We start from the raw sequence: 16,757 nt of genomic DNA, 5'->3' as shown, positions 1-16,757 counted from the left end.
CGAGGGAGGGGAAGATCGGACGCGGGAAGCCCCGCCGGGGTCACCGGCGGGGCGTCGAGCGGTTCGATCACGAACCCTTCTTCTTGCGCAGGTCGTCGACGAACTTGTTGAGTTCGACGATCGGCTTGTAGGCGTCGTGGGTGACGGCGACCCAGGGCAGCTGCTTGCCGTCGGTCATCTTCTTGAAGGCTTCCGGCTCCTTCTCGGGGAAGGAGAGGATGGCGGCGGTGAGCGCCTTCTTCAGGTCGGGCGGCAGGTCGGAGAGGATGGCGATCGGCGAGTTCACGATCTGCTCGGACTTGAAGATGATCCGATAGTCGTCGTACTTCGCGAGCCCCTTGCGCTCCATGCGCTTCAGCATGGATTCGTTCTCGTCGTTCCACCAGTTGGCGACGACGTCGACGGTGCCCTGGCCGAGCGCGATGACGGCGTTCTCGTGGGAGCCGGTGTAGACCACCTTCGAGAAGTAGGTCTCCGGGTCGATGCCCATCTTGGACAGCGAGAAGCGCGGCACGTTGTTGCCCGAGGTCGAGTTCGGGTCGACGAGGCCGAGGTTCTTGCCCTTCAGGTCCTCGATCTTGTGATAGGGGCTGTCCTTCTTCACGTAGAAGACGGAGTAGTAGCCCTTGGTGCCGTCCGAGTTCACCTCGATGGCGACCGGCTCGATCTTGGCGCCGACCATGGTGGCGCGGGCGTAGGAGGCGGGGCCGTAGTAGCCGATGTGGATCTGGCCGGCGCGCTGGCCCTCGATCACCGCGGCGTAGTCCTGGGCGACGCGCAGCGTCACCTTGGTGCCGATGGCCTTCGACAGATAGTCCATGAAGGGCTGGTAGCGGTCGACGGTGCCCGAGGCGTTCTCGTCCGGGATCTTGCCGAAGACGATCTCGGGATACTTCGCCTTCCAGTCCTCGGCCTGGGCGCCGGTGGCGGAGAAGGCGACGGCGGCGACGGCGAGGCCGAGGACGCTGCGACGGTCGATCATGGGAGGTCTCCTGTGGATCGCGACGGTCCTGTCACTCGCCGTCGCGGGATGGGGATGGGAAAGGGGCGTCAGACCGGGTCGAGCGCGTGGGCGGCGTCCCAGGCGGCGCGGATGTCGTCCGGCGTCGGATCGCCGGTGCCGGGGATGTCCACCACCTCGACGGCCTCGAGGCCGTAGAGATCGCGCACCACCTCGTCGGTCAGCTCGCGGGGCGTGCCGTCGAAGACGACGCGGCCCGCCTTCATGCCGATCAGGCGGTCGCAATAGCGCTTGGCCAGATCGATCGAATGAAGATTGGTCAGCACGGTGATGCCGAAGTCGCGGTTCACTCGGAGCAGCGCATCCATCACCACCTTGGTGTTGCGCGGGTCGAGCGAGGCGATCGGCTCGTCGGCGAGGATGACGCGCGGCTCCTGCACCAGCGCCCGGGCGATCGCCACGCGCTGCTGCTGGCCGCCGGACAGCGCGCCGGCACGATTGGCGGCGAGGTTCGCGATGTCGAAGAGTTCGAGCGCGGAGAGCGCGATCGCCTTGTCCTCGCCGGTCCACAGCTTGAGGAACGAGCGCCACTCGGCCATGTGGTCGAGGCGGCCCATCATGACGTTGGTCAGCACGTCGAGCCGGTCGACGAGGGCGAACTGCTGGAAGACCATGGCGCAGTCGCGCCGCCAGTGGCGCAGCGAGGCGCCCTTCAGCGCTGTGATCTCGCGGCCTTCCCAGAGGATGCGGCCGGAGGTCGGTTCGACCAGGCGGTCGATCATGCGCAGGAGCGTCGACTTGCCGGCGCCGGAGCGGCCGATGACGCCGACCATCTGGCCGACCGGGATCTCCAGATCGACGCCGTCGACCGCGACGAATTCGCCGAAGCGGCGCGTCAGTCCCTCGATCGTCAGCATGTCGGTCTCCCTTGGCCGCGCCGCGTCCCGCGCACTTCCGTCGGAAGGCGATCGCGTGGCTTCGGGAGACCGCTCTAGATGACGTTCGCAAAGCTTCCGCGACGGCTCGATGAAGAGTCCGTGACGGTGCGACGGAGGGGGCTTGTCGTCGCCGTCGTCCAAACGTCATCGTCGGCGGCTAGCCGGTGCGGGAGGAGGCGGCGCGCGCGACGCGGGACCGCCGGACGGGTTTCGCGCCGAGGATCGGAGACCGCCATGAACGACAGTGCAGACCGCGCCGGCTGGCGTCTCCAGGGTGGCCGGGTTCTTCGCGGCGGCGCGCTTTCGGCGGGCGACCTCGCCTTCGTCGACGGCCGCATCGTCGCGGGCGAGGCGCCGGGCGCCCGCGTCTTCGACGCGCGCGGACTGTTCGTGCTGCCGGGGATCGTCGACGTCCACGGCGATGCCTTCGAGCGGCAGGTGATGCCGCGGCCGGGCGTCTCCTTCGACCTCGTCACGGCGTTGATGGACAGCGACCGCCAGCTCGTCGCCAACGGCATCACCACGGCGTTCCACGGCGTCACCCGTTCGTGGGAGCCGGGGCTGCGTGGCGCCGAGAACGCCCGCGAGCTGCTTTCGGCGATCGAACGGCTCGCCGGCCGGCTCGCCGCCGACACGCGCTATCACCTGCGCCACGAGACCTTCAATCTCGACGGCGAAGCGGAGATCCTCGAATGGATCGCCGCCGGGCGGATCGGTTGCCTCGCCTTCAACGACCACATGGCCTCGACGCTGCGCGACCGCGCCAAGCCCGAGAAGATCGGCAAGATGATCGAGCGCTCGGGGCTGGAACGTGCAGACTTCATGCATCTGGTCGAGGTCGTCGACGGCCGTCGCGACGAGGTCGGCCCGTCGATCGAGCGGCTGGCGGCGGCGGCGCGGGCGGCCGGCATCGCCATGCTGTCGCACGACGATCGCGATCCCGAGACGCGGCGCTGGTTCCGCGAGCTGGGCGTGGCGGTCGCGGAGTTTCCGCTCGACGTCTCGACCGCCACCGAGGCGGTGACGGCGGGCGAGGCGACGGTCTTCGGCGCGCCCAACGTGGTGCGCGGCGGCAGCCACACCGGTTGTCCCTCGGCGACCGAGATGGTGCGGCAGGGGCTCTGCTCGATCCTCGCCTCCGACTACTACTATCCGGCGTTGGCGCTGGCGCCGTTCCGGTTGGCGAAGGAGGGGGCGGCGACGTTCGAACGGGCCTGGGCGCTGGTCTCGACCAATCCGGCGGCGGCGATGGGGCTCGCCGATCGTGGACGGCTCGACGCCGGGCTCCGCGCCGACGTGATCGCGATCGACCCCGAGGGCCTCGACGGCAAGCCGCGGGTGGTCGCGACCTTCGTCGCCGGCCGGCCGGTCCACGTGGCGGAGGCCGGCCGCATTCGATGACGATGCGCCGCCGCCCGCCTCACCACGCCAGTAGACGGCGGCCGATCGCGGCGCCGATCGCGGCGGTCGCGGCGATGGCGAGCGGGTACCAGACGGCGACGAACAGCGGGCTGTCGTCGGTGCAGTTGGCGGCATAGAAGAAGGCGCCGATCGCGCCTGCGAGAAGGCCGATCGCAGCGCCGGCACGAGTCGGTTCGCTCGGGGCGCCGCGCCGCGCCGCCGCCAGCAGCACGGCGATCGCCGGCATCGCCAGGAGCGGCACCAACGTCAGGCAGTGGAACCAGTTCGTCCCGACGACGCGGGCGCCCCATTCGGCGCGCGGCACCACGAAGGCCTCGATCGCCACGGCGAGCGCGACGGCGGCGGCGACCGCGATCACCGCGGTGCGGCCGACCGCCGGATCGCCGGCGGGGCGCAGCAGGGCGAGCGCCAGATGGCCGGCGGCGGCGGCGAGCGCGGCGCATTCGACGAACTTCAGCACGAAGCGCGGCGTCGTCACGGCGACGGCGAAGTCGGGGCGCGGTCCGAGTGTCGCGAAGAACAGCGCGGCGGAGAGTGCGGCGCCGACGACGCCGGCGAGCACGAAGCCGCGGGCGAGCGGTGCGGTCGGGGTTTCGGCGTCGAGCGCCAGGGCTCCGATCAGATCTTCGGTCTTCATGTCATGCTCCCGGAAAGCGCTGCGAGCGCCTTCAAACCGCGGTGGAGGGCGACGCGGACGGCGCCCTCGGTCATGCCGAGCCGATCGGCGGTCGAGGCGATCGAACACTCCTCGACGGTGATCGACCGGACGATGTCGCGCTGGCGCGGCGCCAGCCGTCCCAGCAGGCGTTCGACGTCGCCGGCCTCGGTCGGGTCGCGCGCCTCGGGGGCGGCGAGCACCGCCTCGAAGTCGTCGACCGGCACTTCCGTCCGCCGGCCGCGACGGCGCAGGCCGTCGATCAGCTTGTGGCGGGCGATGGTGACGACCCAGGGCATCAGCGGCTGGGTCCGATCCCAGGTGTGGCGCTTCAGATGCAGCGCCAGCAGCGTCTCCTGCACGATGTCCTCGACGTCGGCGAGGCCGGCGCCGGCACGGGTCAGCCCGCGCGCGGCGACGGCGCGCAGCACCGGCGTCAGCGCCTCGAGCAGGCGGCGATAGGCTGCTGCGTCACCGGCGAGGGCGGCGCGCATCCAGTCGCTCCAGGTGTCTTCCATCGCGGCTCGGCCGATCATGGCGCCCCTGTTGGTCTCGCCGTCTCGCCTGCTCTACGCGGGCGGACGCGCCTTCGTTACGGTCTCGATCGAGCGATCACGGATCCGTGATCTCTCGGTGGTCTCCGATCACGGATGCGCGAGCGGCGTAACGAAGGCCGGGCGACATCCGAAGACCGATACGAGCCGGACGAACCGGTTCGAAATCGAGCTCAAGGAGATCGTCCCATGAATCGTCGCACCGTCAACCTCGCCGTCCTCGGTTCCCTCGCCGCCGCCCTCGGTGGCGCCGTCCTCGCCGGGCCTGCCGCCGCCGCCGAACAGGAGAAGTGCTACGGCGTCTCGATGAAGGGTCAGAACGACTGTGCCGCCGGCAGCCACGACTGCAAGGGCCATTCGAAGGTCGACTATGACCCGGCGTCGTTCAAGCTCGTGCCCAAGGGCACCTGCACCATGATGAAGACGCCGAAGGGCATGGGCATGCTCGAGCCGGGCAAGATGTGATCGGCGCGAAGAGGAGAGCACGCCCATGAACCGTACCGCCATCGCCCTGTCGCTCGCCGCCGCGCTCGGCGCAACCCTTTCGGCCGCCGCCGCGCGCGCCGAGGACGCGCCGCAGGAGAAGTGCTTCGGCGTCGCCCTGAAGGGTCAGAACGACTGTGCCGCCGGCGTCGGCACCACCTGCGCCGGTACCTCGCGGGTCGACTACCAGGGCAATTCCTGGAAGCTCGTGCCCAAGGGAACCTGCGCGACCACGAAGCTGCCGGGCGACCGTATGGGTTCGCTGGCGCCGCTCACCCGCGACGTGCCGAAGGGCTGATCGCCGATCATGGAAGGGCCGTCGCCGTCGGTGACGGCCCTCTCCAAAACGTTTCGGGAGACCGTCATGTCGGATGCTTCGTCGTTTTCGCCGGCCGGCTCGTCGTCGTCGGTCTCGGCTCTGCCGGCCACCTGCGGCGTCGGCTTCAAGCCGCGGCACTTCGCCGAGATCCTCGCGGATCCGCGTGGTGTCGGCTTCTTCGAGGTCCATGCCGAGAACTATTTCGGCGCGGGCGGCCCGCCGCACCGCCAGCTGACCGCGCTGCGCGAACGCCACCCGCTGTCGATCCACGGCGTCGGCCTGTCGATCGGCGGGGCCGGGCGGCTCGATCGCGACCATCTCGACCGTCTTGCCGCACTCGTCGCGCGTTACCAGCCCGAGGCGGTGTCGGAACATCTCGCCTGGTCGAGCCACGGCGGGTTCGGCTTTCCCGACCTGCTGCCGCTGCCTCTGACCGAGGAGACGCTGGCGCGGGTGATCGCCCATGTCGACGAGGCGCAGGCGGCGCTCGGCCGCACCATCCTGCTCGAGAATCCTTCCACCTATTTCCGCTTCGCCGAGAGCACCATTCCCGAGACCGAGTTTCTCGCCGAGGTGGCGCGGGCAACCGGCTGCGGCCTGCTGCTCGACGTCGCCAACGTCGACGTCTCGGCGACCAACCACGGCTACGATCCGCGTGACTATCTGGCGGCATTCCCGATCGAGCGGGTCGGCGAGATTCATCTCGCCGGCCGCTTCGAGACCATCGACGACGCCGGCCTGCCGTTCTTCGTCGATGCCCACGACAGTCCGGTCGCCGATCCGGTGTGGACGCTCTTCGCCGAGACGATCGTGCGGCTCGGACCCGTTCCGACCCTGATCGAGCGCGACGAGGCGATCCCGTCTTGGGTGGAGCTCGCTGCGGAGGCGGGCCGGGCCGGGACGATCCTCGAGCGGGCGCGGGGAGGGCGGCGCGATGCGGCCTGAACCGGCTTCTTCCCACGCCGATCGGCAGGCGGCGATCGCCGCGGCGCTGCTCGATCGTTCGCTCGCCCCGCCCGAGGGGCTGATGGCGCCCGGCGGCGGGCCGATCGGCCGGCGCTTTGCCGTCCATCGCGCCACCGCGACGCTCGGCCTCGTCTCGGCGCTGGCGACGCGACACCCGGTGCTCGAACGCATGCTCGGCGCCGAGACCTTCGCCGATCTCGCCCGCGCCTTCGTCGCCACCGACCGACCGCGGACGGCGCTGCTCATCGACTGGGGCGGCGGCCTGCCGGACTTCGTCGCGGCCCATGCGGACCTCGCCGACTGGCCGTGGCTCGCCGACGTGGCGCGGCTCGAAGTGGCGTGGAACGAGGCGCATCACGCCGCCGAGGCAGTACCGGCGACGATCGCCGCACTCGCCTCGCTCGATCCGGAAGCCCTCGCCGGTGCGCGGATCGTGGCCCATCCGAGCCTGCGGCTCGTCGAGACCGCATGGCCGGTCGCGGCGCTGTGGGCGGCGAACGGCGAGGCGGAGGCGATCGCGCCGGGGGCGGAGTTCATCCTCGTCCTGCGGCCGGACGCCGACGTCACGGTCCATCCGGTCGACCGCGCCGGCCATGCCTTCGCTGCGGCGCTGGCGGGCGGCGCGACGATCGCCGAGGCGGCCGAGGCGGCGCTTTCGATCGACGAAGCCTTCGACGTCGGCGCCCGCCTCGTCGCCCTGGTGCGGCTCGGTGCCGTCGCCGCCATCCGTTGCGATCGTCCCGAGGAGGACATGCCATGACCGAAATCGATTTGGACGCGATGTCCTCCCGCCCCAACGCGCTCTTCCGGCTGCTCGCGCTGCCCGAGACGCTGGTCGCCCGGACCGGCGGGCTCGCCCGCGACGCGGCGCTGCTCGCGACCCGGTTCGCACTCGCCGTGCCGTTCTTCTTCTCCGGCCTCACCAAGTGGGACGGCGTCGGCCGGCTGTCGGCGGGGGCGCTCTACCTCTTCCGCGAGGAGTTCCGCCTGCATCTCTTCGGCGCCGAGATCGCCTATCCGTTCCCGGCGGTCATGGCCTTCGCGGCGGGGACGGCGGAGATCGTTCTGCCGATCCTGCTGGTCTTCGGCTTCGCCACGCGCTGGGCGGCGCTCGGGCTCCTGGCGATGACGGCCGTGGTGCAGCTCACCGTGCCGGACGGCTGGGCGAACTTCCATCTGCCCTGGGCGGCGATGGCGCTGGTGCTGGTCGTCTTCGGCGGCGGACGGGCGGGCGTCGACGCGCTTCTGCCCGGCGCGGCTCAGAAGATCAGCCGGTAGTCGAGATAGGGCACCTCGTCGCCGGGCGCGATCTTCGTCGTCTCCTCGGAGAGTTCGACGAGACCGTCGGTGCGGGTGAGTGAGGTCAGCACGCCGGCGCCGTCGACCGGGTATTTCTCGGCGACGGTGTGGCCGTCGCGGGTGGCCAGCGAGACGCGGACGTATTCGCGCCGGCCGGCCTTCTTGGCATAGGCGAAGTCGGCGACGATCGTCTGGCGCGGAACGGCTGCGACATGGGCGCCGGCGAGCGCCGCGACGATCGGCCGGAGCACGTGGGCATAGGTCACGAAGACCGCGACCGGGTTGCCGGGCAGGCCGACAAAGGCGGCGCCGGCGATGGTGCCGATCGCCACCGGGCGGCCGGGCTTGATCGCCAGCCGCCAGAAATGCAGCGCGCCGCGGGCCTCGACGGCGGCCTTGACGTGATCTTCCTCGCCGGTCGAGACGCCGCCCGAGGTGACGATCAGATCGTGGCCGGCGGCGGCATTGCCGAGGCGTTCCGCGGTGGCGGCGAGATTGTCGGGCAGGATGCCGAGGTCGGTGACGTCGCAGCCGGCGCGGCGGAGCAGCGCCATCAGCGAGAAGCGGTTGGAATCGTAGAGCGACGCCGGGCCGAGCGCGGTGCCGGGATTGCGGATCTCGTCGCCGGTCGAGAAGACCGCGACGCGCGGGCGACGGCGGACCTCGATGCGATCGACGCCGAGGGCGGCGAGCAGCGCCACGTCGCGGGCGTCGCAGCGGCGGCCGGCCTCGAGCACGGTCGTGCCGCGCGCCACGTCCTCGCCGCGCGGGCGGGTGTTGGCGCCACGCTTCAGCCCTTCGGGCAGGCGGACGGAGCCGTCGTCGAGGACGACGACGTCCTCCTGCATGAAGACGGTGTCGCAGCCCTCGGGCATCGGCGCGCCGGTGAAGATGCGGACGGCGGTGCCCGCGGCCGCGTCGTGGCCGGCGCCGTGGCCGGCGGCGATGCGGCCGGAGACCGGCAGAACGCTCGGACCGGTCGCGGCGAGCGCGCCGTGGGCGACGGCATAGCCGTCCACGGCGGAGTTGTCGAAGGGCGGCAGGTCGATCGGGGCGACGAGGTCGGCGGCCAGAACCCGGCCGTCGACCGCCTCGAGCGTCACCGTCTCGGTCTCGGCGATCGCGGGCACGCGCGCGGCGACGCGGGCGAGCGCCTCCTCGATGCGCATGAGGTCACCGCCGAAGGCGAAGGCGTCGTCCGAGAGTTGAGCCATCCGTCGTCCCTGTCGTGATCGTGAACGTTCCGGCCGATCAGGCGCCCGGCTGGTCGGCGTTGGGGAAGAACAGCTGCTGGCCGCCGATCTTGTAGGCGGCGATCGCCTTCTGGCCTTCCGCGCCGGTCAGCCAGTCGACGAAGGCCTGCGCCTCCTTGGCCTTGACGTGCGGGAACTTCTCCGGATTCACCGCCATCACGCCATACTGGTTGAACAGGCGCTTGTCACCCTCGACCGAGACGACGAGATCGCCGCGGTTCTTGAAGCCGAGCCAGGTGCCACGGTCGGTGAGGGCGTAGCCGTTCATCGCCGAGGCGGTGTTGAGGGTGGCGCCCATGCCCTGGCCGATCTCGCGGTACCAGTCGCCGCGCGCCGCCGCGAGGTCGATGCCGGCGGCCTTCCACAGGGCGAGCTCGGCCATGTGGGTGCCCGACTTGTCGCCGCGCGAGACGAAGGGCGCCTTCTTGGTCTGGATCGCCGTCAGGGCGGCGGCGATGTCCTTGGTGCCGCCGACGCCGGCCGGGTCGGCCTTCGGACCGACGAGGACGAAGTCGTTGTACATCACGGGCTTGCGCGCCTTGGCGAAACCTTCGGCGAGGAACTTCTCCTCGGCCGCACGGGCGTGGACGAAGACCACGTCGGCATCGCCGCGGCGGCCGGTGTCGAGCGCCTGGCCGGTGCCCTGGGCGACCACCTTGACGGCGATGCCGGTCTTGGCGGTGAAGAGCGGCAGGAGATACTCGAAGAGGCCGGAATCCTGCGTCGAGGTGGTCGAGGCGACGACGATCGAGGCGGTCGGCGCGGCCGTCTGGGCGCCGGCGAGCGCCGGCACGGCGGCGAGCGCGAGACCGGCGAGAGCGATGCGGCGGGTGATGGCGTTCATCGGAATTCCTCCTCTGCGATCAGATCACGAGATCGCCGGCGAGAAAGGCTCTCGCTTCCGGCGTCGCGGGTTCCTTGAAGAACTGTTCGGCGGGCGCGTCCTCGTGGATGCGACCGCTCATGACGAAGAGCACGCGGTCGCCGAGACGGCGGGCCTGTCCGAGGTCGTGGGTCGCCATGACGATGGTGCGGCCCTCGGCCTCCATCATCGCGATGGTCTCCTCGATCGCCCGCGTCGCGGCGGGATCGAGCGCCGAGGTCGGCTCGTCGAGGAACAGGGTCTCGACGTCGAGCGCCCAGGCGCGTGCGATGGCGAGGCGTTGCTGCTCGCCGCCCGACAGTACACGGGCGGGGCGGTCGGCGAGATGGTCGAGCCGGAAGCGCTTCAGCGCCTCGTCGGCCCGCGCGTTGCGCTCGGCTCGGCCGCGGCCGACGGCGGTGAGCGCGTGCAGAAGATTGGCGCGGACCGTGCGACGCAGCATCACCGGCTTCTGGAAGACCATGGAATGGGCCTTGACCCCGGCGCGGCGGCCGTCGGCGACGTGCCAGTGCAGCGTGCCGGCGGTCGGGACGACGAGGCCGTGGCAGAGCCGCAGCAGGAGCGACTTGCCGGCGCCGTTGGGGCCGATCAGCACTGTGACGCCGCCGGGCTCGAGCGTCAGGTCGACGCCGGCGACGAGCGGCTGACCGTCGATGGCGAAGGTCAGACCCTCGAGCTTCAGCGGCATGATGGAGGCGGTGTCGCGCATCGGTTCACCCCGCGTTCCGGGCGCCGATACGGCCGATGCCGAAGGCGGTCGCATTGAGCACGAGGGTCAGCATCAGCAGCGCCGCGCCGAGGCCGAGGGCCAGCGGCAGGTCGCCCTTGGAGGTCTCGAGCGCGATCGTGGTGGTCATGGTGCGGGTGTGGCCGACGATGTTGCCGCCGACGATCAGCACGGCACCGACCTCGGCCGAGGCGCGGCCGAAACCGGCGAGAAGGGTGGTGATCAGCGAGAAGCGGGCGTCCCACAGCAGGGTGGGCACGGCACGCCGGCCGACGAGGTCGAGCGAGGCGAGATGCTCGGCATATTCGCGCCACAGGTCCTCGATGGTCTGGCGCGTCAGCGCCACGACGATCGGGAAGACGAGCAGGGCCTGGGCCAAGACCATCGCTCGGGGGGTGAACAGCCAACCGAGACCGCCGAGCGGGCCGGAGCGCGACAGCAGGAGATAGATCGCCAGACCCGCGACCACGGGTGGCAGACCCATCAGCGTGTTGATGGCGACGACGACGGCGGTGCGGCCGGGAAAGCGCGAGACGGCGACGAGTGCGCCGATCGGCAGGCCGATCAGGGCGGCGAGCGAAACGGCGGTCAGCGTGACCCCGAGGCTGAGCCCGACGATCGGCCAGAATCCGGGCGTGTCGGCGCCGAAGGCCTGGGCCAATTCGCCGAGAACGTCGACGATCACCATTCGCTGCTCCTGCGCATTCCCGCCGGATGTTCCCGGTCTTGCAAAGGCGTTATGTTTTCATAAACATCACGACCAGTCAGGATGTTAGCACCGTTATGTCCGGCCCGCCTCCTCCTTTGGTAGAAGACCGTCAGGCGGCGCGGCCGGTCGCGGCGAGAGCCCAGCCGACGATGGCGTCGACGTCGGGGGCGAGCTTCGTCCAGTCGTCGCCGGCGAAGGCCTCGAAGGCTTCGCGCTGAGCCTCGCGCATCACCACGAGCGTCGGGATGCCGGCGGCCATGGCGTCGCCGATCTCGGAGCGGACGCCCTGGCCGGCGGCCTCCTGCTTGGCGAACTTGCCGACGAAGACGAGGTCGCAGCCGGCCTCGATCGCCCGCGAGATCGACAGGCGGGCGCGGGCGAAACCGTCGGGATCGAGGATGCAGCTGTCGGCCTCGGCGCCGAGTTCCTGCGAGATCTGGGTGACGCCGTCGGAGGCGAGGTCGCGCAGCAGCATCTCGTGGCGGCCGTTGGAATGCAGGCCGCCCCATTCGGGCAGCACGCCGCCGAGGGCGAGATCGCCGCGTGCGGAGAGGCGGGCGCGGACCTCGGCCAGCGTCGGGGCGATGTCGAAGCCCGATTCGTAGACGACGACGGCGAGCGGCAGGACTTCGGAGGCGGACGACGGCATATGAAAACTCGGTTCTGCTCGGGGGGGACTGCGGCGAGGGTAGGCTCCTCGTCGCGGTCTTGTCCATCGTCTCCTCGGCCGCGCCTCAGAGCCTGTCTCGGAAGTCGGCGGCGGAGGATCGGCGAGGGATTTTTCGCGCTCGCCAGGAGGAGAACGAAGCCGATATCGAGATATCGGCGAGATTTCCGACGCCGCGAGTGCGGAAAAGACCCGGCGAGCCGACCCATCCGGGCTTTCGAGACAGGCTCTCAGCCGCCGCCCTTGCGGAAGACGGTGTGAAAACGGGCGAGGAAGCGGCGAGCGAGTTCGTCGTCGGCGCCGTCGATCTCGACCCGGACGTCGGCGATCGGAAAGCGGACGAGGCCGATCCGGCGTTCGCGCGGGGCGGTGAGGGCGAGGCGGAAGGTCGCCGTCGCGAAGCGGCCCTCGACAGTCGATCCCGCGACGCGGATGGGCTGCGCGGGATCGAGGTGGGCGGCGATGCGGGCGAGTTCGGCCGCATCGATCGCCATCTCGAAGTCGTGGACGCGCGCCGGCGACCCGGCGGCGGGGGCATCCATCTCAACCACCGGCGATCGGCGGCCAGATCGACAGGACCTCGCCGGGGGCGAGCGACCGCGTCGCGCGCGTCTCGTGGTCGACGAAGCGGCCGTCGACCAGCACGATGGCGCAGAGCGCCTCGGGCAGGTCGAGGGCGGTCACGATGTCGGCCGGCGTGGTGCCGACGGGTACCGCGACGCGCGCCTCGTTGCGCCGGGTTCCCTCCGGCAGCCACCGCTCCAGCATGGCGAAGAGCTTGAGCGTGATCTCGATGGTCTCGGTCCCGGCGGGCGTGCCCTTGGGGGCGATCACGTGGATCATGCGGATCTCCTCTCGCTCGTTCCGCCCGCCTCAGGCGAGCGACAGGGCGCGCGCCAGATAGGCGTCCATGAACTTGTTCGGGTCGGCCTTGAGCTTGGCCTTCCAGTCGTCTCCGAGCGGTGCACCGGTCTGGATCAGGCCGCGCAGCGCGCCGATGTGGTGCGTGCGTCCGACGACGGTCGCGCCGATGACGCGGTCGTCCTTGAACTCCAGACGAATGTAGTTGTGAGCGGCCTCGTCGACCACCTCGACATGATCGCCGCCCTCGGCGCCCCACCACTGACCGTAGGAGGTCGAGACCAGGCCGAAGGTCTCGAGCACGTTCATGCGCAGGCCGCCGCGGGTGCGGGCGTCGCCGCCGGCCATGTTGGCACCGGCGACCAGGGCCTGATCGGCGGCGTTGGGCTGGATGGCGTTGACCATGTGCTCGCCGGTCGAGAAGTCGACAGATTCCGTGCAGTCGCCGGCGGCGTAGACGTCGGGGGCGGTCGTCTGCATGCGGTCGTCGACGACGATGCCGCCGAGGCTGCCGATCTCGACGCCAGAGCCGCGCAGATAGTCGATCGCCGGGGCGACGCCGGTGGCGCAGATAACGAAGTCGAAGAGCCGCGACGTGCCGTCGCCGAAGGTCACCTTGACCTTCTCGCGGGTGTTCCTGGCCTTGAAGACCAGCGACAGCAGGCCGCCCTGGGGGACATTCGCCTCGATCGCCGCGACCTTGGTGGAGGTCAGCACCTCGACGCCCGACTTCTCGCTCCACGAGCGGATCAGGGCCGAGGCCTTGGGCGTCATCATGCGGGGGACCATGCGGTCGCCCATCTCGACGACGGTCAGCGACCCGCCGGTCTTGCCGACGGTGTTGGCGATCGCCTCCATGATGATGCAGCCGATGAAGCCGGCGCCCATCTGCAGCACCTTGGCGCCCGGCCGCAGCCGGTCGAGGATGGCGCGGGCGTCCTCGAGCGTCCAGCAGGACACGACGTCGGGCAGGTTCATGCCGGGGATCGGCGGGCGCACCGGGCGCGAGCCGGTGGCGAGCAGGAGCTTGTCGTAGGGCATGGTCTCGCCGTTCGACAGCGTCACCGTCTTGGCGGCGGTGTCGATCGTCGAGGCGCGGGCCTCGGCCAGCTCGATGCGGTGATTGATCCAGTGGTTGCGGTCGTGCCGCAGCAGGGTGCCCGACTCGGCGATCTTGCCCTCGAGCAGATAGGGGATCGCCATGCGGGAATAGGGGCGCTCGTGCTCGTCGCCGACCACGACGATCTCGTCGTGCGGGCGGGCCTTGCGGATGGCTTCGGCGGCGACCACACCGGTCGGACCGTTGCCGAGAATGACGTGTCTCATGGGAACCCTCGCGGCAATTCGGGGCCCGTACGCGCCCGCCGCCGATCGCGCGGACGGGATCGGAGGCGAGCGGGCGATGCGGGAGAGGGGACGGCCGCGCGGGCGGCCGTCCGGGTTCGGATCACAGGCCGAGGCGGGCGCGCGTCTCGGACGTCGGGATACCGTCGGAGGTCCAGCCGCGTTCGGCGTAGTACTCGGGCAGCATCTTGGCGAGACCGTTGACCAGACCCTTGGCGGGGCCGGTCTGGGCCGGTTCCGTCGTCAGGCGCTTGGGCAGGCAGTCGTCCTTGGCGGTGAAGCCGGCGGCGTTGTTGAACATGCGCTCCATGTTCCAGATGCGCTCGCCGACGACGTTGAGGTTCTCGAGGCTCCAGTCGCCCTCACAGGCCGCCTGGAGCTGCGGCGCGACGTCCACGAGGCTCCACGCGAAGGAGGTGAAGAGGCAGACGCCGGCGCTGTCGAACACCGCGGTCGCGTCCTGGAACGCCTTGACGAGACCCGCCTTGCCTTCGGTCGCCAGCGGATCGGTCTTGATCGGGATGCCCAGCACTTCCGAGGCCACGGTGTAGCTGCGCAGGTGGCAGGCGCCGCGGTTGGAGGTGGCGTAGGTCAGGCCCATGCCCTGGATGCCGCGGCTGTCGTAGGCCGGGAACTCCTGGCCCTTGACCGACATCGAGAGCTCCGGATGGCCGTACTTCTCGCAGAGCCGCTTGGAGCCGAGACCCATCTCCTTGCCGAAGCCCTCGCCGGTGGCGGTCTTCTCGGCGAGGAAGGTCAGCGCCCGGGCGGAACCGAACGGCGCCTCGATGCCGATCTGCTCCTTGGTGAGGACGCCCATCTCGTAGAGTTCCATCACCGCGCCGACCGTCGCACCGAAGGAGATCGGGTCGAAGCCGTCCTCGTTGCAGAGGAAGTTGGCGTAGGTGAGCGCCTCGAGGTCGTTCACGCCGTTGGCCGCGCCGAGCGCCCAGGCCGCCTCGTATTCGAGACCGCCGGAAGCACCCCAGTACTGCGGGCGGTTCTCGACCGTGTAGTGGCCGTTGTCGAGCTGGGAGATGCGGCCGCAGGCGATGGTGCAGCCGAAGCAGGCCTGGTTGGTGACGAGGTTCGCCTTGCCGTCGGTCGGGCGCTTCTCGCGCATGGCCTCGGCCGAGATGTCGCGCGCTCCCTCGAACTGGACGTCCTTGTGGTTGCGCGTCGGCAGGGCGCCGATCTCGTTGATGACGTTCATCAGCACCTGGGTGCCGTAGGTCGGCAGGCCCTGGCCGGTGACGGCGTTGTCGGCGAGCACCTTCTTGGCGGCCTTGGTGGCGGTCATGAAGGCCTTCGGGTCACGCACGGTGCCGACGCCCTTGGTGCCGCGCACGGCGATCGCCTTGAGGTTCTTCGACGCCATCACGGTGCCGACGCCGGAGCGGCCGGCGGCGCGGTGGAGGTCGTTGACGACCGCGGCGTAGAGGCAGCCCTGTTCGGCCGAACGGCCGATCGAGGAGACGCGCATCAGCGGGTCCTGATGGCGGGCCTTCAGGTGCTCCTCGGTGTGCCACACGGTGTGGCCCCACAGGTCGCTCGCGTCCTCGAGGGTGATCTCGTCGTCGCGCACCAGCAGGTAGACCGGCTTCGGGGACTTGCCCTCGAAGATGATCATGTCCCAGCCGGCCTGCTTCAGCTCGGCACCCCAGTAGCCGCCCGAGTTGGAGCAGGCGATGGCGCCGGTCAGCGCGCCCTTGGTGATGACGGTGTAGCGGCCGCCGGTCGACGCCATGGTGCCGGTCAGCGGGCCGGTGGCGAAGATCAGCTTGTTGGCGGGCGACAGCGGGTCGACGCCCGGGCCGACCTCGTCGACGAAATACTTCGTCCCGAGGCCGCGGGAACCGAGGTATTCCATCGCCCATTCCATGTTGAGCGGCTCGTTGGAAACGGTGCCGGCGGTCAGGTCGACGCGCAGAATCTTGCGTTGCCAGGACATGGGATTCTCCTCGTCTGCCTCAGGCGGTCTTCGTGGTGGTGTCGAGCTTCTCGGCCCAGTTCCTCATGCGATCGAGGCCGGTCCAGTTCGCGTCGACGAAGGTGATGGCGCCGGTCGGGCAGGCGTCGGCACAGGCCGGGGAGCCCGCGCAGAGGTCGCACTTCTGAACCTTGCCGGTGTCGGCCACGTAGTTGATCGTGCCGAAGGGGCAGGCGATCGTGCAGACCTTGCAGCCGACGCAAGTGGTCTCGTTGACCACCTTGGCGCCGAGAACCTTGTCCTCGTGGATGGCGCCGACCGGGCAGGCATGCATGCACCATGCTTCCGAGCACTGCGTGCAGGTGTAGGGGACCTTGCGGCCGGTCGTGTGGAAGTCGAAGACCTTGATGCGCGACTTCGAGGTGGCGAAGACGCCGTGGTTCTCGAAGGAGCACGCCATTTCACATTGCAGGCACCCGGTGCACTTCGATGCGTCGATGTGCAGTGAATTCATCATGGGCCTCTTCCTCCCTTGCGGTCGACGAACCGTTCGCACGCCCCGAGGAGAGGCGACGGTCCAGTTTTCGTTGTGTGTGGTAAAACAAAACGGCGAGACCGCCTTGTTTCACTCCCCGGTTTTCGTTATGATCGACAAAGCATTTCGCTATGCCGTCAGTATTTTTGCTTGGGCGGATCATCGATCGGCCCGTCCGAATTTGCAATTGTTCCAAAAGGCAATTTTGGAGCACTCGATTTCACGTCGGCGCGAGGGGCGGCGACTTGCTT

20 protein-coding genes are annotated in these 16,757 nt (G+C 69.9%); 6 read left to right on the top strand and 14 right to left on the bottom strand.

Going from position 1 to position 16,757, the window contains the following annotated elements; genetic code table 11:
- Positions 1-67: 67 nt before the first annotated feature.
- Both phnD and phnC read right to left on the bottom strand, forming a co-directional pair.
- Positions 68-982: a phosphonate ABC transporter substrate-binding protein gene (gene phnD, locus ACT53U_RS01705; protein WP_476152214.1), complete on the bottom strand. Its 915-nt coding sequence runs from the start codon at positions 980-982 to the stop codon at positions 68-70.
- A gap of 68 nt (positions 983-1,050) precedes the next feature.
- On the bottom strand, positions 1,051-1,878 hold the full coding sequence (gene phnC / locus ACT53U_RS01700; RefSeq protein WP_476152212.1) for a phosphonate ABC transporter ATP-binding protein: 828 nt from the start codon (positions 1,876-1,878) through the stop codon (positions 1,051-1,053).
- Positions 1,879-2,133: 255 nt separating this feature from the next.
- Here phnC and ACT53U_RS01695 point away from each other — a divergent pair, with 255 nt between their 5' ends.
- The gene (locus tag ACT53U_RS01695) at positions 2,134-3,300 is read left to right on the top strand and encodes an alpha-D-ribose 1-methylphosphonate 5-triphosphate diphosphatase (protein WP_476152210.1); all 1,167 of its coding nucleotides are present in this window, start codon (positions 2,134-2,136) and stop codon (positions 3,298-3,300) included.
- A gap of 19 nt (positions 3,301-3,319) precedes the next feature.
- On the opposite strand, the gene ACT53U_RS01690 is transcribed toward ACT53U_RS01695, so the two are convergent.
- Both ACT53U_RS01690 and ACT53U_RS01685 read right to left on the bottom strand, forming a co-directional pair.
- On the bottom strand, positions 3,320-3,958 hold the full coding sequence (locus ACT53U_RS01690; RefSeq protein WP_476152208.1) for an NrsF family protein: 639 nt from the start codon (positions 3,956-3,958) through the stop codon (positions 3,320-3,322).
- Positions 3,955-4,512: a sigma-70 family RNA polymerase sigma factor gene (locus ACT53U_RS01685; protein WP_476152206.1), complete on the bottom strand. Its 558-nt coding sequence runs from the start codon at positions 4,510-4,512 to the stop codon at positions 3,955-3,957. The genes ACT53U_RS01690 and ACT53U_RS01685 overlap by 4 nt, the downstream gene beginning before the upstream one ends.
- Before the next feature lie 207 nt (positions 4,513-4,719).
- On the opposite strand from ACT53U_RS01685, the gene ACT53U_RS01680 reads away from it, so the two are divergent.
- The 5 genes from ACT53U_RS01680 to ACT53U_RS01660 all read left to right on the top strand — a co-directional run bounded on the left by ACT53U_RS01680 (position 4,720) and on the right by ACT53U_RS01660 (position 7,576).
- Positions 4,720-4,995, top strand: coding sequence for a BufA1 family periplasmic bufferin-type metallophore (locus ACT53U_RS01680; RefSeq protein ID WP_476136557.1), 276 nt, complete (start codon positions 4,720-4,722; stop codon positions 4,993-4,995).
- A 25-nt stretch (positions 4,996-5,020) separates the two neighbouring features.
- Positions 5,021-5,311 (top strand): BufA1 family periplasmic bufferin-type metallophore, encoded by a 291-nt coding sequence (locus ACT53U_RS01675; protein ID WP_476152204.1) that lies wholly within the window; start codon positions 5,021-5,023, stop codon positions 5,309-5,311.
- Positions 5,312-5,377: 66 nt separating this feature from the next.
- Positions 5,378-6,277: an MNIO family bufferin maturase gene (gene bufB / locus ACT53U_RS01670; RefSeq protein WP_476152202.1), complete on the top strand. Its 900-nt coding sequence runs from the start codon at positions 5,378-5,380 to the stop codon at positions 6,275-6,277.
- The gene (locus tag ACT53U_RS01665; protein ID WP_476152200.1) at positions 6,267-7,058 is read left to right on the top strand and encodes an HvfC/BufC family peptide modification chaperone; all 792 of its coding nucleotides are present in this window, start codon (positions 6,267-6,269) and stop codon (positions 7,056-7,058) included. Before bufB ends, ACT53U_RS01665 begins: the two co-directional genes overlap by 11 nt.
- On the top strand, positions 7,055-7,576 hold the full coding sequence (locus tag ACT53U_RS01660) for a DoxX family protein (protein ID WP_476152198.1): 522 nt from the start codon (positions 7,055-7,057) through the stop codon (positions 7,574-7,576). The genes ACT53U_RS01665 and ACT53U_RS01660 overlap by 4 nt, the downstream gene beginning before the upstream one ends.
- Here the strand turns inward: ACT53U_RS01660 and ACT53U_RS01655 are convergent.
- The 10 genes from ACT53U_RS01655 to ACT53U_RS01610 form a co-directional block, all read right to left on the bottom strand.
- Positions 7,558-8,811 (bottom strand): molybdopterin molybdotransferase MoeA, encoded by a 1,254-nt coding sequence (locus tag ACT53U_RS01655; RefSeq protein WP_476152196.1) that lies wholly within the window; start codon positions 8,809-8,811, stop codon positions 7,558-7,560. The two genes, ACT53U_RS01660 and ACT53U_RS01655, sit on opposite strands and share 19 nt — an antisense overlap.
- Before the next feature lie 37 nt (positions 8,812-8,848).
- Positions 8,849-9,694, bottom strand: a complete 846-nt coding sequence (locus tag ACT53U_RS01650) for an ABC transporter substrate-binding protein (RefSeq protein WP_476152194.1) — start codon at positions 9,692-9,694, stop codon at positions 8,849-8,851.
- A gap of 19 nt (positions 9,695-9,713) precedes the next feature.
- A complete protein-coding gene (locus ACT53U_RS01645) occupies positions 9,714-10,442 on the bottom strand; it encodes an ATP-binding cassette domain-containing protein (protein WP_476152193.1) in 729 nt (242 codons plus the stop codon).
- Between the two features lie 4 nt (positions 10,443-10,446).
- Positions 10,447-11,142 (bottom strand): ABC transporter permease, encoded by a 696-nt coding sequence (locus tag ACT53U_RS01640; RefSeq protein WP_476153037.1) that lies wholly within the window; start codon positions 11,140-11,142, stop codon positions 10,447-10,449.
- 136 nt (positions 11,143-11,278) lie between these two features.
- Entirely contained in the window at positions 11,279-11,818 is a 540-nt protein-coding gene (locus ACT53U_RS01635) for a DUF2478 domain-containing protein (RefSeq protein WP_476152191.1), read from the bottom strand.
- 248 nt (positions 11,819-12,066) lie between these two features.
- Positions 12,067-12,378, bottom strand: coding sequence for a hypothetical protein (locus tag ACT53U_RS01630; RefSeq protein ID WP_476152189.1), 312 nt, complete (start codon positions 12,376-12,378; stop codon positions 12,067-12,069).
- A 1-nt stretch (position 12,379) separates the two neighbouring features.
- Positions 12,380-12,679: a MoaD/ThiS family protein gene (locus tag ACT53U_RS01625; RefSeq protein WP_476152187.1), complete on the bottom strand. Its 300-nt coding sequence runs from the start codon at positions 12,677-12,679 to the stop codon at positions 12,380-12,382.
- A 30-nt stretch (positions 12,680-12,709) separates the two neighbouring features.
- On the bottom strand, positions 12,710-14,023 hold the full coding sequence (locus ACT53U_RS01620) for an NAD(P)/FAD-dependent oxidoreductase (protein WP_476152186.1): 1,314 nt from the start codon (positions 14,021-14,023) through the stop codon (positions 12,710-12,712).
- Positions 14,024-14,144: 121 nt separating this feature from the next.
- Positions 14,145-15,992, bottom strand: coding sequence for an aldehyde ferredoxin oxidoreductase family protein (locus tag ACT53U_RS01615; protein WP_476152185.1), 1,848 nt, complete (start codon positions 15,990-15,992; stop codon positions 14,145-14,147).
- A 19-nt stretch (positions 15,993-16,011) separates the two neighbouring features.
- Positions 16,012-16,488 carry a 4Fe-4S dicluster domain-containing protein gene (locus tag ACT53U_RS01610; protein ID WP_476152183.1) on the bottom strand — a complete coding sequence of 159 codons (477 nt, stop codon included), beginning with the start codon at positions 16,486-16,488 and terminating at the stop codon, positions 16,012-16,014.
- Between the last annotated feature and the right edge of the window lie 269 nt (positions 16,489-16,757).

Source organism: Pinisolibacter sp. DMC19 (assembly GCF_056313985.1).
Note: the sequence above shows the minus strand (reverse complement) of the source record. Positions and strands in the feature narration are given on the sequence as shown.

What these genes read in the sequence shown, in the direction of transcription:
- phnD (WP_476152214.1), bottom strand. Translation starts at nt 982, where the DNA reads ATGATCGACCGTCGCAGCGTCCTCGGCCTCGCCGTCGCCGCCGTCGCC.
- phnC (WP_476152212.1), bottom strand. Translation starts at nt 1,878, where the DNA reads ATGCTGACGATCGAGGGACTGACGCGCCGCTTCGGCGAATTCGTCGCG.
- ACT53U_RS01695 (WP_476152210.1), top strand. Translation starts at nt 2,134, where the DNA reads ATGAACGACAGTGCAGACCGCGCCGGCTGGCGTCTCCAGGGTGGCCGG.
- ACT53U_RS01690 (WP_476152208.1), bottom strand. Translation starts at nt 3,958, where the DNA reads ATGAAGACCGAAGATCTGATCGGAGCCCTGGCGCTCGACGCCGAAACC.
- ACT53U_RS01685 (WP_476152206.1), bottom strand. Translation starts at nt 4,512, where the DNA reads ATGATCGGCCGAGCCGCGATGGAAGACACCTGGAGCGACTGGATGCGC.
- ACT53U_RS01680 (WP_476136557.1), top strand. Translation starts at nt 4,720, where the DNA reads ATGAATCGTCGCACCGTCAACCTCGCCGTCCTCGGTTCCCTCGCCGCC.
- ACT53U_RS01675 (WP_476152204.1), top strand. Translation starts at nt 5,021, where the DNA reads ATGAACCGTACCGCCATCGCCCTGTCGCTCGCCGCCGCGCTCGGCGCA.
- bufB (WP_476152202.1), top strand. Translation starts at nt 5,378, where the DNA reads ATGTCGGATGCTTCGTCGTTTTCGCCGGCCGGCTCGTCGTCGTCGGTC.
- ACT53U_RS01665 (WP_476152200.1), top strand. Translation starts at nt 6,267, where the DNA reads ATGCGGCCTGAACCGGCTTCTTCCCACGCCGATCGGCAGGCGGCGATC.
- ACT53U_RS01660 (WP_476152198.1), top strand. Translation starts at nt 7,055, where the DNA reads ATGACCGAAATCGATTTGGACGCGATGTCCTCCCGCCCCAACGCGCTC.
- ACT53U_RS01655 (WP_476152196.1), bottom strand. Translation starts at nt 8,811, where the DNA reads ATGGCTCAACTCTCGGACGACGCCTTCGCCTTCGGCGGTGACCTCATG.
- ACT53U_RS01650 (WP_476152194.1), bottom strand. Translation starts at nt 9,694, where the DNA reads ATGAACGCCATCACCCGCCGCATCGCTCTCGCCGGTCTCGCGCTCGCC.
- ACT53U_RS01645 (WP_476152193.1), bottom strand. Translation starts at nt 10,442, where the DNA reads ATGCGCGACACCGCCTCCATCATGCCGCTGAAGCTCGAGGGTCTGACC.
- ACT53U_RS01635 (WP_476152191.1), bottom strand. Translation starts at nt 11,818, where the DNA reads ATGCCGTCGTCCGCCTCCGAAGTCCTGCCGCTCGCCGTCGTCGTCTAC.
- ACT53U_RS01630 (WP_476152189.1), bottom strand. Translation starts at nt 12,378, where the DNA reads ATGGATGCCCCCGCCGCCGGGTCGCCGGCGCGCGTCCACGACTTCGAG.
- ACT53U_RS01625 (WP_476152187.1), bottom strand. Translation starts at nt 12,679, where the DNA reads ATGATCCACGTGATCGCCCCCAAGGGCACGCCCGCCGGGACCGAGACC.
- ACT53U_RS01620 (WP_476152186.1), bottom strand. Translation starts at nt 14,023, where the DNA reads ATGAGACACGTCATTCTCGGCAACGGTCCGACCGGTGTGGTCGCCGCC.
- ACT53U_RS01615 (WP_476152185.1), bottom strand. Translation starts at nt 15,992, where the DNA reads ATGTCCTGGCAACGCAAGATTCTGCGCGTCGACCTGACCGCCGGCACC.
- ACT53U_RS01610 (WP_476152183.1), bottom strand. Translation starts at nt 16,488, where the DNA reads ATGATGAATTCACTGCACATCGACGCATCGAAGTGCACCGGGTGCCTG.